This is a genomic window from Rothia sp. BD8, from assembly GCF_044878465.1.
In the GTDB taxonomy this organism is placed as follows: Bacteria; Actinomycetota; Actinomycetes; order Actinomycetales; family Micrococcaceae; genus Rothia; species Rothia kristinae.
Genome location: NZ_JANJES010000001.1, coordinates 1 through 16,088, shown reverse-complemented (window position 1 = coordinate 16,088; position 16,088 = coordinate 1). Strand labels below are relative to the sequence as shown.

The window sequence follows — 16,088 nt, the reverse complement described above, 5'->3', positions numbered from 1 at the left end:
CATCTTAGCGGGTGGAGGTGGGCGGGGTCAGGGCCTCCAGGGCGTGCACCAGGCGGTCCGTCGTGGTCAGCGGGTGCTCCGGGGTGAGGTTGGCCATGATCGCCACGGCCAGGCGCATCAGGGCGGGGGCGCGCATGCCCGCGGCCAGGCCGGCCCGCATCACGGCCGGGTGCCCGATCAGCTGGGCGCAGGCCCGCCCGAGGGTGAAGTGCGAACCCCACGCGCCGCGCAGCAGCTCCGGGTACCCGGCCAGGACCCGCTCCCGCTGGGCCGGGCCGTTGGCCCGGGCGGCGTCGTCCACGAGCTGCGCGGCGCACCGGGCGGATTCCATCGCGTAGGAGATGCCCTCCCCGTTGAAGGGGGACACCATGCCCCCGGCGTCACCCAGCAGCAGCAGGCCGGGCAGGTGCAGCGGGGTGCGGTTGAACCCCATGGGCAGGGCCGCGCCCAGCACCCGGCCCTCCCGGTGCTCGGGATCCAGCTGCCACTCCGGCGGCATCGCGGCGGTCCACCGAGCCAGGACCTCCCGGTAGTCCAGGGTGCCGAAGTGCTCGGAGGTGTTCAGGATGCCCAGACCCACGTTGGCGGTGCCGTCGCCGACGCCGAAGATCCAGCCGTAGCCGGGCAGCAGCTCCCGTCGACCGGAGCCGGGCTCGGCCCCGTCCAGCTCCAGCCAGCCCTCCATCCAGTCCAGCTCGCTCAGCGGGGAGTGGAAGTAGGTACGCACCGCGACCCCCATCGGGCGGTCGTCGCGCTTGGCCAGTCCGGCGGCGACGGCGGTGCGGGTGGAGTTGCCGTCCGCGGCCAGCACCAGCTGGGCGAAGTGCTCCTCGGTCTTCTCAGTGCGCCGCCCGCGCTCGTCGTGCACGCGCACCCGCACCCCCACGATCCGCTCGGGGTCCCGCAGGTCCGCGGGCGTCAGCCCGGAGGTGCCCGTATCGGTCTGGCCGGCGCGGATCACCTCGTGGACCGCGCGGCCCTCCAGGATCCGGGCGCCGGCGGCGCGGGCGTGGGCGGCGAGGTCCGCGTCGAATCCGTAGCGGGTGCGCACCAGGCCGTAGCCGGGGAACTCCCCCTGGGATTCGAAGGGCACGTCCACCCGGCGCCCGGCCGCGCGCAGGCGCAGGCCGCGCTGGCGGCGGTAGCCGTGCTCGGCGTCGTGGGGCAGTCCCATCAGCCGCATCTCGCGCACGGCCCGGGGGGTCAGCCCGTCCCCGCAGACCTTCTCCCGGGGGAAGCGGGTCTTCTCCAGGACGGTGACCTCGTGGCCCGCGGCGGCCAGCCAGTACGCGGCGGTGGAGCCCGCCGGGCCGGCGCCGGCGATCAGGATGCGCACCGGGCTACGCCTTCCTCGCCCGGTGCAGGGCGACGACGCCGCCGGTGAGGTTCCGGTACTGGACCCCGGCCCAGCCGACCTCGCGGATCTGAGCGGCCAGGGTCTGCTGATCCGGCCAGGCCCGGATGGTCTCGGCCAGGTACGCGTAGGACTCCGGGTTGGAGGAGAACATCCGCGCCAGCGGCGGGAAGGCCCGCATCAGGTACTCGCGGTAGATGAAGCGGAAGGGGGCCAGCAGGGGGGTGGAGAACTCGCAGATCACCAGGGTCCCGCCGGGCTTGGTCACCCGCAGCAGCTCGGCCAGGGCCGACTGATGCTCGGCGACGTTGCGCAGCCCGAAGGACATGGTCACGGCGTCGAAGGAGTCGTCGTCGAAGGGCAGGTCGGTGACGTCGGCGCGCACGAAGTCGATGTCCGGGTGGCGTCGGCGCCCCTCGGCGAGCATCCCCTCGGACAGGTCCGCGGCCACGACCTCGGCCCCGGCGTCCCGGTAGGGCACGGAGGAGGTCCCGGTGCCGGCGGCGACGTCGAGGATGCGCTGACCCGGGCGGGGGGCGAGGGCCTCGACGGTGCGTCGGCGCCAGCCGCGGTCCATGCCCAGGGACAGCAGCGCGTTCATGAGGTCGTAGCGCGGGGCGACGCCGTCGAACATCGCGGAGACGTCCTCGGACTTCTTGGTCAGGTCAGCTCGGTTCACGTGTCCCATTGTGGCAGACCGGGCCGAGACCCCAAGATGTTGCACTCGGTGCACCGACCTAGTTAGGCTGAGCGCCATGTCCTCCCCCGATCGGCGCGCCCAGCGGCGCGAGAGCACCCACCGCGCGATCGCCGCCGCGGCGCTGCAGCTGATCGTGGAGCAGGGCGCCGAGGGCCTGTCCGTCGCGGAGCTGACCCGCCGCGCCGGGGTGTCCCGGCGCACCGTGTTCAACCACTACTCCTCGATCGAGGAGGCGGCCGTGGCCCAGACCCTGCGGGAGCTGGACGAGCTCAGCGAGACCATCCCCCTGCCGCAGATCCCCGACGACGCCGCCCTGCCCGTGGTGGTGGCCCGACTGGTGGAGGCCTTCGTCGCCAGCCCCGCCTCCCTGGAGCTGATCCTGCGACTCTCGGCCCTGTCCCGGGAGCTGCGCAGCCACCCCGCGGTGGCCCAGTGGGGTCAGCGCACGGTCGAGCACGCCGTCGGCATTCTCACCGAGCGCACGGCGCGCCTGCGTCCGGGCGCCGATCCGCTGCAGGTGCGCATCCTGTGCCTGTCCCTGGTCGCCGCCTGCGCGGCGGCCCTGGACGATCCGGCCCGCTGCGCCGGACCGGGCGGGGCGCCCCCGGAGGACATGGGGCGGCTGCGCGAGCGCACCCTGGGGGCGCTGCGGCTGCTGGCCGGGCTGCCCCCGGATCTCGGCGCCCCGGCCGACTCGAGCTGAGCCCGGCCCTCCCCCGGCCGCGCTCGCCCACCCCGGGCCGCGCCCCACCGCCTCTCACCGCATCTGTCTCCCGTCCCGCGAATCGAAGGAAGTCCACCCCGTGGCAACACTCCTGTATAAGATCGGGCGCTTCGCCTCCCGCAAGGCCTGGCTGGTCATCGTGATCTGGCTGCTGGCCCTCGGCGGGGCGATCGGCGCCTACTCCGCCTTCCACACCCAGCTGAGCACCTCCTTCACGCTGCCCGGGTCGGAGACCCAGCGGCTGCAGGATGAGCTGAAGGAGAAGCTGCCCGACGCCAGCCACGGCACCGGGCAGATCGTGCTGAGCACCGACGACGGCAAGGCCTTCACGGACCAGCAGAAGACCGAGGTCGCCCAGGCCCTGGACAAGGTCTCGGACGTGCACGGCGTCGCCTCCGTGATCAACCCGTTCCAGACCCAGCAGTCCCTGGCCGATGCCAAGAAGCAGCTGGACTCCGGCAAGCAGCAGCTGGATCAGGGCCGCGAGCAGCTGCAGGGCGCCCAGCAGCAGGTCACCGACGGGCGCGCCCAGCTGCAGCAGGCCCAGCAGCAGCTGGACGAGCAGCGCCAGAAGCTGCCGGACGACGCCCCGGAGCAGGCCAAGACCGCCCTGGACGACCAGCAGAAGCAGCTGGACGCGAGGAAGAAGGAGCTGGACGAGGCCGCCGCGCAGATCCAGCCGAAGGCCGACGAGCTGAACACCCAGCAGAAGAACTACGAGCGCAACCTCAAGCTGTGGCAGTACTCCTCCGAGGCCAACAGCGTCTCCGATGACGGCTCCACCGCGCTGGCCATGGTCCAGTTCGACGACCCCATCGAGAACGTCTCCGATGAGACGAAGTCCGGGGTGATGGACGCGATGACCAGCTCCTCGATCGACGGGGTGCACGAGGACTTCGATCAGAACATCGCCCAGACCATCGGCGGGCTGGCGGGCCCGGGTGAGATCATCGGCGTCGTCGTGGCCCTGGTGGTGCTGCTGGTGATGCTGGGGACCCTGGTGGCCGCCGGCCTGCCGATCATCGCGGCCCTGCTGGGGGTGGGCATCGGCGTGCTGGTGACCATGTCCCTGTCCAAGGTCATCGACATCCAGCAGGTCACCCCGATGCTCGGGATGATGCTGGGCCTGGCCGTGGGCATCGACTACTCCCTGTTCATCCTCAACCGGCACCGGAGCAACCTGCGCGAGCGCATGGAGCTGCACGAGTCCGTGGGCGTGGCCGCCGGGACCAGCGGCAACGCCGTGGTGTTCGCCGGCACCACCGTGGTCATCGCGCTGCTGGCCCTGAACGTCATCGGGATCCCGTTCCTGGGCGTGATGGGAACCACCGCGGCCCTGTGCGTGGTGATCGCGGTGCTGGTATCCGTGACCTTCACCCCGGCGATGCTGGGCCTGGTGGGCACCCGGGTGCTCAACCGCACCGAGCGCACCTGGTACCAGGGCACCGGCGGCAAGCACGCGCAGCGACGCAGCGAATCCGAGGCCCGCGGCTGGGCCGGATTCGTCACCGGGCACCCGGTGCTGGCCGGGCTGGGCGCGATCGTGCTGCTGGGGGTCCTCGCGATCCCCACCGCCTCGATGCGCCTGGGCCTGCCGGACGGCTCCACCGAGCCCGAGGACTCCACCCAGTACCGCGCGTACCAGACCATAAAGGACGAGTTCGGGGCCGGGGCCAACGGCTTCGTGCTCGTGGTCGGGCAGCTGCCGGACGGCCTGGATGAGACGGCCGCGCAGGACAAGGAGCTCGCGGTGGCCGATGAGCTGAAGAAGCAGGACGACGTCGTCTCCGTGGTCCCGGCGGGGATCTCCGATGACCGCTCCGTGGCCGTGTACCAGGTGACCCCGAAGGAGGGGCCCAGCGCGCAGTCCACGGTGGATCTGGTCAACCGGCTGCGGGATCTGTCCGCGCAGACGGAGAAGGACGAGGACGTCAGCCTCGGGGTGACCGGACAGACCGGCGGCAACATCGACATCTCCTCGATCCTGGCCGAGGCCCTGCCCAAGTACATCGGGATCGTGCTGGGGCTGAGCTTCCTGGTGCTGATCCTGGTGTTCCGGTCCATCCTGGTGCCGCTGACCGCGACCCTGGGCTTCCTGTTCTCCCTGCTGGGGGCTTTCGGCGGGGTCGTGGCTATCTACCAGTGGGGCTGGCTGGGCCCGGTGGTCGGGGTGCATGACCCGTCCGTGGTGCTGTCCTTCCTGCCGACCCTGCTGGTGGGTATCCTGTTCGGCCTGGCCATGGACTATCAGATGTTCCTGGTCTCCGGGATGCGCGAGGCCTACGTGCACGGGGCGGACGCGCGTTCGGCCGTGGTGCGCGGGTACAACCACTCGGCCCGGGTGGTGGTGGCCGCGGCGATCATCATGCTCAGCGTGTTCGGCGGCTTCGTGTTCTCCGAGCTGACGATGATCCGTCCCATCGGCTTCGGCCTGGCCTTCGGGGTGCTGCTGGACGCCTTCGTGGTGCGCATGACCCTGATCCCGGCGCTGCTGCACCTGCTGGGTGAGAAGGCCTGGTGGCTGCCGAAGTGGCTGGACCGCATCCTGCCGAACGTGGACGTGGAGGGTGCCGGCCTGGAGCGGAAGCTGGAGGGTCGGGACGAGCACCTGGCCCAGAAGGCGGCCCAGGATGACGCCCAGGGCGAGAAGCAGAAGGCCGCAAGGGCCTGACCCGGCGAGTCCTGCGCGCGCGGGACGGCGAGAGCCCCGGATCCAGAAGGGTCCGGGGCTCTCGCCGTGTCTGCGGTGTCGGGTCAGGCGGGGCGGGCCGGTCCCCGGCGGGGGCAGGGCCGGGCCGGTCAGACGCGGGTGCGGGGTCAGGCAGGGTGGGCCAGGGCGTCGTGGAAGGGGCGCAGGTCCGCCCGGGAGCCGCGCACCTCGATGACCTCGATCCCCTCCTCCGGCTCCCGCAGGGCCGCGCGCAGGGCGGCGACGTCATCGGCGCGGACGTAGCGGTGGCCGAAGCCGCGCACCAGGTGTTCCAGGTCCGCCCCGTGCGGGGTGGAGAAGAAGCGCTCGACGGCGTCGGCCCACCCCTGATCCTCGGCGACCTGCCCGTGCTCCAGGGTGGTGAAGATGCCGCCGCCGTCGTCGTTGAACACCACGATCTGCAGGCGCGGGCGCGCCTCGCGGGGCCCGAGGTTCAGGGAGCCGAGGTCGTGCAGGAAGGTGAGGTCCCCGACGAGCAGGCGGACCGGGACGCCCAGGCCCAGGCCGATGCCGGTGGCGGTGGCCGCGGTGCCGTCGATCCCGGCCAGGCCCCGGTTGGCCCACACCCCCGTCAGGGCGCGGTCGGGCGCGGGGGCGAGATCCGCGTCGCGCACGAGGTTGGAGGAGCCCAGGACCAGCGTCGACCCGTCCTGCTCGCAGGCCCGGGTCACGGCCGCGGCGACGGCGGGCCCGGTGGGGAGCTGCCCGGCGGCGGCCAGCCGCTCGATCCGGGCGGCCAGGGCGGCGTCGGCGTCTCGCCAGGCCCGTAGCCAGCCCGGTTCCCCGGTGCCGGCGAAGGCCGCGGCCTCCGCGAGGGTGCGCACGGGCATCTCGGGGCGACGGCGCGGGTCGGCCCAGGCCACGGGGCGGGGCAGGTAGATCACGGCGTCGGTCTGCGGGTCGGCGAGCAGGCGGGTGACCGGCCGGGAGAGGGTGGGCCGACCGAAGAGCACCACCCGCTCGATCCGCCCGCCGAGGCTCTCCTCACCCAGCAGCACCCGGTAGGCGCCGATGGCGTGGGTCCCGCTTCGGGCGTTCGAGGACGGTTCGGCCAGCAGCGGCAGCCCCTGGGCCTCGGCGAAGTCCCGGGCCAGCGGACCGGCCCCGTCCCCGGCGATGACGACGCTGCGCCGCAGCATATCGGCGGGCCGCTCCGGGGTCTCCCCCGAGGCTCTGTTCCCCGCGGCCGCCCCCTCGTCTGCCGCGGGCCGACCCTGGGGCCCGGGCTGGTTCTGGAGTTCTGGCCGGTCCTGGGGCTCCGGCCGCCGACCGGCGGTCACCGGGTTCGTCGAGCGCGCAGCCGGGGGGCGCGCGGCGTCGGCCACGACGGCCTCGAGGGTCGGGTCCGGCAGCGTGGGGGCGGGCTCGGGCTCGAGGTCGGTCACGCCGTCGGCCCAGGCGCGCAGGATCTGGCGCATGCGCCGGTTCGGGTGCAGGGGCTCGTCGAAGGCGCAGTTGATCTGCACGGGGCCGCGAGGCCGCAGGGAGGGCTGGGCCCAGTCCTCGGGGTCGCGACCGGTCAGGGCGGCGAGGGCGTCGGTGAATCCGGCGGTCTGCGGGCCGGGGGTCTGCTCGGGGTAGTCGGTGAGGTCCACGCCGACCCGCACGTGGGTGCCGAAGATGCCGGGCTGGTCCGTGGTCTGGTTGGCGCCGGTGCCGCGCAGCCGCGGGGGCCGGTCCGCGCTGAGCACGGCCAGGGGGACCTCGGTGTGGTGGGCTTCCATGACGGCCGGCAGCAGCTCCCCGACCGCGGTGCCGGAGGTGGTCACCACCGCCGCAGGCGCGCCGGTGGCCTTGGCCAGGCCCAGGGCGGTGAAGCCGGCGGTGCGCTCGTCGATGCGCACGTGCACCTGCAACGCCCCGGCGTCGGCGGCGGCCGCCAGCGCGTAGGCCAGGGGCGCGGACCGGGAGCCGGGGGCGATCACCGCGTGCCGCATCCCCGCGCGGATCAGCGAGTCCAGGACGGAGACGGCGGTGAGGAACGCGTCGGGACGCTGATCGGGGGCGGGCTCGGCTTCAGGGGTCACCCGCGCCAGTTTACGCGGGCCCGCACCCCGCCCGACGACGCCCACCATCTTCCCCCTGGCATCGACCTCTTCCGCCGGCCTTCCATTGCCCCGTCCTCCCATCGCCGCCGCCCCGCCGACGTCGGATGCCTCGACGCCGCGCCCCAGATCCGCGGTCTCCGTCCTCTTGAAATTTCAGCAGGCTCGGCAGGCTGCACCCTGCGGACCGCCTGAAATTACAGCACCGCCAACGGGAAATGACCCGCAGAAACTCTTGAAATTTCAACGTCCTGGAGGCAGAGATGATCTTCCGAAACTCTTGAAATTTCAGTTTCCTCGACGACGCTTGAATTTTCAGTTCCCGCGACGGGGAATCTCCTGCGAGAGGCTTGAATTTTCAGCGCCGGCGACGGGAGTCATCCGGCCGGGCCCTTGAAAATTCAGCAGGCACGGGGGGGGGGAAGGCCTGTGGGGGAGTTGAAAATTCAGCTGGCGCGGGCGTAGCTGAATTTTCAGGAAACCGCGAACAACACATCGAGGGGGTGCCTGTTGAAAATTCAGGTGACGCCTCCCCTCCCGCCGGCGGCTCAGTCGCACCGCTCCTCGGCGGCGCAGCGGCCCCCGCTGCCCCGCGACGGCGAGGTCGCCACGACGGCGGGCCGACCGTGGCAGCGGAAAGCGGTCGGCCCGTGAGGGTCACAGCCGCCGCGGCCGGTCGGACGGACCTACCGAACCGGCCTGCCCGGGCGGCGGCCGAAGGCTTGCGCCTTCTAGGCCTACCCCAGCCTGGACCTGCTCCCAGTTCTCGCCCCAGGCCCGGGGGCCGGACCTAGGCCCGGCCCCGCCCTCGCCCTAGGGCCTAGACCTACGCCTGGGTCCCGCCACCCTCGGTACGGCCACCCTCGGCCGCGCGGGTTTCGGCGGAGGCGGCGTCGTCGGCCTGGGACTGCAGGCCGGAGCGCTGGCTCAGCGGCGGCACCCGGAAGAACCAGGAGAGCACGAAGGCCGCGAGGATCACGCCCAAGCCCACCCAGTAGATGGTGCGCGCCGAATCGTTGAAGCCCTTCATGAACGGCCGGGTCAGGGCGGCGTCGGCCCCGTTGAGATAGGAGGTGTCGCTCGTGCTGGAACCGGCGCTGCTGCCCATGTCATCCGAGGAGCTGCGGATCTGATCGGCCAGCTTCGGGGCCAGCTCATCCACCCAGTGCTCCCGCTGGGACTCATCGGACCAGTTCACGCTCACCGTGTCCCCATCCACCGACGCCTCGGCCTTCTCGGCCACGGCCTGCAGCACCTGCTGCTTCGCGGCATCGGGGGCACCGGCGGGCAGCTGCTGCTCCGCCTGCTGCACCGCCTGATCCAGCTGGGACTGCACCTGCTTCTTCACCGGGTCCGTGATGGGATCCCAGATCTTCTCCATCACCCCGGCGTTCTCCGCCTTGCCCGCCACGGACGGGTCCAGGGCTGCGTTCAGGGCGGAGCGCAGATCGCCCTCGTCGCCCATCGCGTGGGAGATGTTGGTGGGCATCGCCGTGAACAGCACGGACAGCAGCACCGCCGTGCCCAGGGTTCCGCCGATCTGGCGGAAGAAGGTCGAGGAGCTGGTGGCCACCCCCATGTCCCGCGGGGCCACCGAGGACTGGGAGGCCAGGGTCAGGGACTGCATCAGCTGACCCAGCCCCAGGCCGATGAAGAACATCCCGAGCATCAGGAACCACACCGGCAGGTCGATGGTCATGAAGGTCAGCAGGTAGTAGCCGATCGCGGTGATGAACGTGCCGATCACCGGGAAGATCCGGTACCGGCCGGTCTTGGCCACGATCTGACCGGAGATGATCGAGGAGAGCATGATGCCGCCGACCATCGGCAGCGTCGCGAACCCGGATTCGGTGGGGGTCAGCCCGACGACGATCTGCAGGTACAGCGGGATCGTCATCATCGCGCCGAACATCGCGAAGCCCACGAGGAAGCCCAGCACGGTGGCCATGGAGAAGGTCCCGGAGCGGAACAGCTTCAGCGGGATGATCGCATCCGGGCCCATCTTCGCCTCGATCAGCACGAAGGCGGCGATGCCGACGGCGCCGATCACGTAGCAGGTGATCGCCCCGGCGGAGTCCCAGCCCCAGTCCCGACCCTGCTCGGCCACCAGCAGCAGCGGCAGCAGGGCGGTGATCACGGCGGCCGCACCCCACCAGTCGATGCGCGGCTTCTCGTGCTCGCCCAGGCGCGGCAGGTGCAGGAACGCGATGACCAGGGCCAGGGCGATCACGCCGATGGGCACGTTGATGAGGAAGACCCAGCGCCAGCCCGGGATCCACAGGATCTGGGCGGAGCCGGCGAAGATCCCGCCGAACAGCGGACCGAGCACCGAGGAGATGCCGAACACGGCCAGGAAGTACCCCTGGTACTTGGCCCGCTCCCGCGGGGCGAGCATGTCGCCCATGATCGCCAGCGGCAGGGACATCAGGGCCCCGGCGCCGATGCCCTGGAAGGCGCGGAACCCGGCGAGCATGATCATCGACGTGGAGAAGCTGGACAGCAGCGAGCCCACGATGAACACGCCGATGCCGAAGATGTAGAGGGGTCGGCGCCCGAACACGTCGGAGAGCTTGCCGTAGATGGGCGTGGAGATCGTGGAGGTGATCATGTACGCGGTGGTCACCCACGCCTGCTGATCCAGCCCGTGCAGGTCATCGCCGATGGTGCGGATCGCGGTGCCGACGATGGTCTGGTCCAGGGAGGCCAGGAACATCCCGGACATCAGCCCGACCATCACGAGCATGATCTGGCGCTGGGACATCACGGCCGAGGCCTTGGGCTGCGCCCCCGTCCCGCCGTCTGCCTTCCCACTGCCGGCTTTCCCGCCGCCGGACTTCTCGGCGTGCGGGGCGACGGCGGGCAGGTGCCCGCTGGCCGGTCGGGCGGTCCCGGCGGCGTCGGCCGCGATGACGGCGGCCGTGCCGGTTCCGGTGCCGGCCCCGGCGCCCGGGGTGTGGTGGGTGGCTGACTCGTGTGCGGCGTCTGCCGCGACGTGCCGGCCCTGGTAGTTCGACATGCAGTTCCTGACCGTGGGTGGTGCTGGGGCCCGCGGCGCGTGAGGGCGGCGGGCGCGGGGCGCAGTGTCCCGCAGGCTCAGAGAACACTACCCCCGGCATCGGCCCCCGGTCACCCCGGTGGTTCGTGATGCTCTGCACTGAGTGCACTCTGACCGCGGCATGCGTTTCTCCCGGGCCCGGTTCCGCTTCAATCCGCCTCGCGGCGCGCGCGCAGCGCCTCGTAGGCGGCGCGGGTGCGCTCCAGCCACCACTCGCGCCGCTGTCCCGTCACCTCGTGGCGCGCCAGCAGATGCTGCTCCGGGGCGGGTCGCGTGACGGGCAGCTCGCCGTCGCGCGGGATGAGGGGGTTCTCCACCAGGTCCTCGGCATAGAGGGAGGCGGTGCCCAGACCGCAGGCGTGGGGCAGCTGCGGCAAGGCGGCGACCAGGGCGAGTCCCGCGGCCATGCCCACGGAGGATTCCAGGGCGGAGCTGACGACGGCGGGCAGCCCGGCCTGCCGGATCACCCGCAGGGCCGCGCGCACCCCGCCCAGCGGGGCCGCCTTGACCACGATCAGGTCGGCCGCGCCCCGCCGGGCCACCTCCAGCGGGTCCGTCTCCTTGCGCACGGACTCGTCGGCGGCGATGGGGGTGCTCAGGCCGCGGCGTCGGGCCTCCTGACGCAGGCGGGCCAGGCCGTCGATCCCGGCCACGGGCTGCTCGGCGTAGGCCGGGGAGAACTCCTCGAAGGCCTCCAGTGCGGCCAGGGCCTGCTCATGGGTCCAGCCGGCGTTGGCGTCGGTCTTGATGACGGCCTGGGGGGCGGCCTCGCGCACGGCGCGCAGGCGGGCGAGGTCCTCGGCGAGGCTCTGGCCGCGCTCGGCGACCTTGACCTTGACCTCCCGCACCCGCCCGTGGGAGCGGTCCAGCACCGGGGCCACCTGCTCCGGGGGCACGGCCGGCACGGTCGCGTTGATGGGCACGGTGGTGCGCACCGGGGCGGGTGGTTCGCGCCAGGCCATCTCGATGGCGCAGGCCAGCCACCGGGAGGACTCCTGCGGCCCGTATTCCAGGAAGGGGCAGAACTCCCCCCAGCCGGCGGGCCCCCGGAACAGCACGGCCTCCCGGTGGGTGACGCCGCGGAAGCGCACGGACAGCGGCAGGCTCACCACCCGCGCGGTCTCGAGGATCTCCGGCAGGGCGGGCAGGGCGGGTTCGGGTGCGTCGTCGACGGGGGTGCTCATGGTCCCATCGTCCCCCATCCGCCCCATTCAGGAAACGTCCAGGGAAAACGCCCGGAACAGTGAGGTTGTGCTGACAGGATCGACTCCGGTCGATCCCCCGCCGTCCGCCGGCGCGCGGGATCGCAGGCAACTGCGGCACGCGAGAGATGACGGGCGGTGAACGGCGACGAATCCCATGGGACCTGCCCCCGTCTCCGCCGCCTCCGCCCTGCCCCCGGAGGATCCCACTCCGGCCCGGCGACCCGGCGTCGGGACCGTGATCCGGCACCTGCTGGGTGTGGGGCTGATGATCGCGGGGCTGTGGGCCACCATCGAGCTGTTCCTGCATCTCAGCGCCGGTCAGCAGATCGACGAGACGGCGCTGGCGGAGGTCAGCAACCGGCTGCAGCGCTACACCGCGCAGTCCTCCTCCCTGCTCAACGCCCTGCCGGCGATCTCGGCGGGTCTGGCGGTGGCGGGGATCCTCATCGTGCTGTTCCGGCGTCACCGCTTCGCCCCCGCCCTGGTGGGGGTGCTGGTGGCGGTGGGCGCCAACGGCAGCGCGCAGCTGCTGAAGTCCACCCTGGTCAAGCCGAATCTGGGCATCCAGGATGCGGTGCTGAACTCCCTGCCCTCCGGGCACACGACGTTCGCGATGGCGGCCGGCTCGGCCCTGTTCCTGGCGGCTCCGCGCCGGTGGCGTCCGGGGCTGGCGATCCTGATGTGCGCGTTCGCGGTGGTCACGGGGGTGGCCACGGTGATCAACGGGTGGCACCGCCCGGCGGATGTGGTGGCCGCGATCTTCCTGGTCTCGGCGTGGACCATCCTGGGGATGCTGGTGCTGCGCTTCCTGCCCGCGGAGAACCGGGATGAGTCCGGCACGCGCTTCACGGGGCTGCTGGTGATCCCGCTGTTCACGATCTTCGGGCTGTTCCTGGGGTTCACCGCGCTGGTGACGTACCTGGTGTCCACGTATCAGCATTACCCGGGGGCGGCCCTGCTGGGCAGCCTGTGCCTGATCGGGGCGGTGGGGATGCTGTGCACCGCGCTGATCGTGTGCTTCCTGCGGGGCGGTCTGCGCGCCCCGGTGGAGCGGGCGTACACCAAGGTCTGGACGTACTGACCCCTCCCCCACGGGCGGGCTCGGAAGGCCCTGGGGCTCAGACTGACCGGGGCTCAGACCTGTTCGCCGCGGGTGATGGGGCCGGTGGCGCCTTCCGGGGTCTCCTCGGCGACGAGCGCGTCCCCGGTGAGGCCCTGGGATCTGAGCCATTCGAGCCGGTCCAGGAGCACGCGGGTGACCCCGGCTTCGTAGGGCAGCTTGTACATGGCGGCGGTGGTGGGCCCGGCCAGGGGGTTGGCGGCGGAGGCTTCGATGCGGTTGATGGCTTCGCGCATGGTCTCGGCCTGGCGCTGCACGAAGGTGCGCTCCACGGGCAGGCCGTGGCCGGGGACGAACACGCGGTACCGGTCCAGGCCGGCGACGGTCTGCAGGACCTGCACCCACATGTCGGGGAAGGAGTCGTCGAAGGCGGGGTCCGCGCCCTGCTCGACGACGTCGCCGGTGAACAGGACCTCGTCCACCCCGGCGAGGACGTCGTTGTCGGTGTGCCCGAGGCCCAGGTAGAAGAGGGTGACGGCGCGGTGGCCGAGGTCCACGCGGGTGAAGGAGGCGCGGCCGCCGTCTCCGGGGAGCATGCGGGTGGGCAGGATGATGTCCGTGTTGGGGCCCTGGTGGTGGGCCATCTCGGGTTCGAGGGTCTCCACGAAGCTGCGCTGCCGGTCCGCGTAGCGGGTCATGGCCCGCACGGCCTTGGGGTGGGCCCAGAAGTCCGTGACGCCGTCCGCGGCGAACACGGCGTTGCCGAAGATGTGGTCGTAGTGGGCGTGGGTGTTGACGACGACGAAGGGCAGGTCCGTGATGCGCCGGGCGGCCCGGAAGATCTCCGCGCCCTGGCGGGGCCCGGCCCCGGTGTCGATGACCATGGCCTTGTCCGCCCCGACGACCAGCCCGGAGTTGAGCCGGTAGTCATCCGTGGCGATCAGGTAGATCCCATCCGCGATCTCTTGTGTGCGAGCCATGCCCCCTACGGTACTGGATGCGGCCGCACCCCGCCTGCTGGTGGGGCACCGAAGCGCCGGGGAGGTTCCGCCCTGGCCAGGAACGGATGAGCGAAGAGGTCTTCCAGATGACGCAGCCACACACCGAGGACTGAGCGACTGATCGTGGCCTGCATATCAATTTTTTGCGAGTTCGTACTCACGGCAAACGCCACATTTTTGCGATTCGAACGAGCTACCTGTAGATGTTCACCACATCCTTCGAACCGCCAGGGAACCTGACGTAATCCAGACCATCCTATAGGTCTTGTTCAATTTTATTCTATATTGCAACCTGTCCGGACTATCTCCCCAAATATTTTGATTGATCGATATACCCCCACACTCTTTGGTCTCCAAATTCAAAGAGGATTTACCCCAGGCGGTCGGCCCATCATTACCCCTAGCATAGGTAACGCGCTTATTTACGGGCGTGCATTCTGCAGAATAATTAAATATATTATTAACAGGAGCCGTGAATGCGAAGATCAGTGCACACGCCCCGAAAATTATTGCGACGGTGAATAAGGCCAGCTCAACTCTACTCTTGAATCTTTTCACTTGAATTCATCGTCCTGCGGGGTCACGAACTGCACTGCATCCCCACCTCACCCGATACAACCATATTCATCCAGCTTAGGCAGCAAGTTGCCCCGCTGACGCCCACCCCTAACGATCACGTCGCCCCCGTTCCCGATCTCCAGTGCGCGACCCATGTACCCTACCATTACCTTACTGGACGGTGGGGTCGAGCGCTGACGGTGGCTGCACGGAACTGGTGGATCGAGGGCGCTGCCACCCAGATGCTTCTGCGCACGAGGTTCTGAAGCGTCCCGTGTTCCGTTCCGGCCTACTTCCTCAAGGAGGATCAGGACACGCCCCAGAAGTACGGCCCCGTATTCAAGACCCGGGCCGTGATGCTCATCGACGAACACCTCCAAGCTGAGCAGTGCTCTGCCTGGAGCGCCTGCACCGCAGTCAGTGAATCCGTCGGCGGGATCTCAACCCCACACCCTGCGGGGCTGGTGGAGACAAGACCGCATCGACCACGGCCAGGCCCCGGGACTGAGCACCGCTGAAGCCGAGGAGATCACCAGGCTGCGCCGAGAGAACCGCGAGTTGCGCCGCGCGGACGAGAACCTGCGCAAGACCTCAGATTTCTTCGCATCGGAACCCACCCGCCCCACGACGAGGTGATCGCGTTCATCGACGAGAACCTGGATCAATTCGGGGTCCGGGTCATCTGCCGCACCGTGGGTGCGGCGGAATGTGGGTTCATCACCTCCATCGGCTACCGCTCGGCCAAGGCCCGGCCTGGCTCCGCACGGGCCCGATGCGACGAGATCCTCATCCAGGAGCTCCAACGGATCCACCAAGACAACGACAGCGTCTACGGGGCCAGGAAGATGCACTAGGCGATGCTCCGTCCGGCTAAAAGGTCGGCCGGGACCAGGCCGCCTGACTGATGAAACTCGCCGGGCTAGAAGGGGCAAGGCACGGCCGTCAGCTGATCATCCCGCGCCCTACCGGGGCACCGGGTGACCGTCCGGCATGGTCGAACGCCGCTTCGCTGCTGAACAGCCCCACCAGCTGTGAGTCGCTGACATCACCTACGTGCGCACCCTGGGAGAGTTCGCCTACACGGCGTTCATCACCGATATCTGCTGCCGTCGGATAGTCGGCTGGTCTGTATCCTCTTCGCTGCATACTGACCGGCTGCCATTGCTGGAACTGAAAGACGACATGGCGAGCACCGGGGGCCAGCAGCAACGGGCAGGGGCTGATCCACCACTGCGACAGAGGCTACCAGTACGTCAGTCTGGTCTACCCGGATGCGGTCATCGCCGCCGGGGTGACTGCTTCGGTGGGCACTGTGGGCGACAGCTATGACAAAACCCTCGCCGGGGACAGTCATTGGCCTCTACAAGGCTGAGCTGATCCGCTCCAAACGGGTCTGGGAATCCACCGCGGCCGTGGAGCTGGCCACGACGGGTGGGTGCATTGGTGGAGCATGACCCGGAGGCACGAGGTCCTGAGTTACCACACTCCTGCGGAGGTCGAGGGGACCTACAATCAGGAGCAGGGCGTAGCGCCCGTTGCGTCGTAAACTGGCTCTTCGTAATCGAGGAGGTAGGTGCGGCCGGCGCGTCGCTGCCTGGGTGAGGGTCGAGGCCTCCCGATGATGGAAGTTCCTACACTGCCCATCCGGAAGACCCCGACATGCCCCACGATACCTT

At 70.4% G+C, this 16,088-nt stretch carries 9 protein-coding genes and 1 pseudogene; 4 read left to right on the top strand and 6 right to left on the bottom strand.

The window, feature by feature from the left end; genetic code table 11:
* Window positions 1–4: 4 nt before the first annotated feature.
* Window positions 5–1,336 (bottom strand): geranylgeranyl reductase family protein, encoded by a 1,332-nt coding sequence (locus NQ707_RS00050; RefSeq protein ID WP_404433953.1) that lies wholly within the window; start codon window positions 1,334–1,336, stop codon window positions 5–7.
* A 4-nt stretch (window positions 1,337–1,340) separates the two neighbouring features.
* Window positions 1,341–2,042 (bottom strand): demethylmenaquinone methyltransferase, encoded by a 702-nt coding sequence (locus NQ707_RS00045; protein WP_404433951.1) that lies wholly within the window; start codon window positions 2,040–2,042, stop codon window positions 1,341–1,343.
* A gap of 67 nt (window positions 2,043–2,109) precedes the next feature.
* Here NQ707_RS00045 and NQ707_RS00040 point away from each other — a divergent pair, with 67 nt between their 5' ends.
* A complete protein-coding gene (locus NQ707_RS00040; RefSeq protein ID WP_404433949.1) occupies window positions 2,110–2,757 on the top strand; it encodes a TetR/AcrR family transcriptional regulator in 648 nt (215 codons plus the stop codon).
* A 100-nt stretch (window positions 2,758–2,857) separates the two neighbouring features.
* Window positions 2,858–5,449, top strand: a complete 2,592-nt coding sequence (locus tag NQ707_RS00035) for an MMPL family transporter (RefSeq protein WP_404433947.1) — start codon at window positions 2,858–2,860, stop codon at window positions 5,447–5,449.
* A 146-nt stretch (window positions 5,450–5,595) separates the two neighbouring features.
* Here the strand turns inward: NQ707_RS00035 and menD are convergent, their stop codons facing one another.
* The 3 genes from menD to NQ707_RS00020 all read right to left on the bottom strand — a co-directional run bounded on the left by menD (window position 5,596) and on the right by NQ707_RS00020 (window position 11,772).
* Complete coding sequence (gene menD, locus NQ707_RS00030; protein WP_404433945.1) at window positions 5,596–7,515, bottom strand: 2-succinyl-5-enolpyruvyl-6-hydroxy-3-cyclohexene-1-carboxylate synthase; 1,920 nt, start codon at window positions 7,513–7,515, stop codon at window positions 5,596–5,598.
* 844 nt (window positions 7,516–8,359) lie between these two features.
* Window positions 8,360–10,294 (bottom strand): MDR family MFS transporter, encoded by a 1,935-nt coding sequence (locus NQ707_RS00025; protein WP_061225635.1) that lies wholly within the window; start codon window positions 10,292–10,294, stop codon window positions 8,360–8,362.
* Between the two features lie 443 nt (window positions 10,295–10,737).
* A complete protein-coding gene (locus tag NQ707_RS00020; RefSeq protein WP_100464489.1) occupies window positions 10,738–11,772 on the bottom strand; it encodes an o-succinylbenzoate synthase in 1,035 nt (344 codons plus the stop codon).
* A 175-nt stretch (window positions 11,773–11,947) separates the two neighbouring features.
* On the opposite strand from NQ707_RS00020, the gene NQ707_RS00015 reads away from it, so the two are divergent.
* Window positions 11,948–12,874, top strand: coding sequence for a phosphatase PAP2 family protein (locus NQ707_RS00015; RefSeq protein WP_100464491.1), 927 nt, complete (start codon window positions 11,948–11,950; stop codon window positions 12,872–12,874).
* A gap of 53 nt (window positions 12,875–12,927) precedes the next feature.
* Here the strand turns inward: NQ707_RS00015 and NQ707_RS00010 are convergent, their stop codons facing one another.
* On the bottom strand, window positions 12,928–13,833 hold the full coding sequence (locus NQ707_RS00010; RefSeq protein ID WP_058743610.1) for an MBL fold metallo-hydrolase: 906 nt from the start codon (window positions 13,831–13,833) through the stop codon (window positions 12,928–12,930).
* 935 nt (window positions 13,834–14,768) lie between these two features.
* Here NQ707_RS00010 and NQ707_RS00005 point away from each other — a divergent pair.
* Window positions 14,769–15,958 (top strand): annotated as a pseudogene (locus NQ707_RS00005) (IS3 family transposase).
* Window positions 15,959–16,088 lie beyond the last annotated feature (130 nt).

Bases quoted from the DNA above. Each gene is read 5' to 3' on its own strand.
- NQ707_RS00040 (WP_404433949.1), top strand. From the start codon at position 2,110: ATGTCCTCCCCCGATCGGCGCGCCCAGCGGCGCGAGAGCACCCACCGC.
- NQ707_RS00045 (WP_404433951.1), bottom strand. From the start codon at position 2,042: ATGGGACACGTGAACCGAGCTGACCTGACCAAGAAGTCCGAGGACGTC.
- NQ707_RS00015 (WP_100464491.1), top strand. From the start codon at position 11,948: ATGGGACCTGCCCCCGTCTCCGCCGCCTCCGCCCTGCCCCCGGAGGAT.
- NQ707_RS00010 (WP_058743610.1), bottom strand. From the start codon at position 13,833: ATGGCTCGCACACAAGAGATCGCGGATGGGATCTACCTGATCGCCACG.
- NQ707_RS00020 (WP_100464489.1), bottom strand. From the start codon at position 11,772: ATGAGCACCCCCGTCGACGACGCACCCGAACCCGCCCTGCCCGCCCTG.
- NQ707_RS00025 (WP_061225635.1), bottom strand. From the start codon at position 10,294: ATGTCCCAGCGCCAGATCATGCTCGTGATGGTCGGGCTGATGTCCGGG.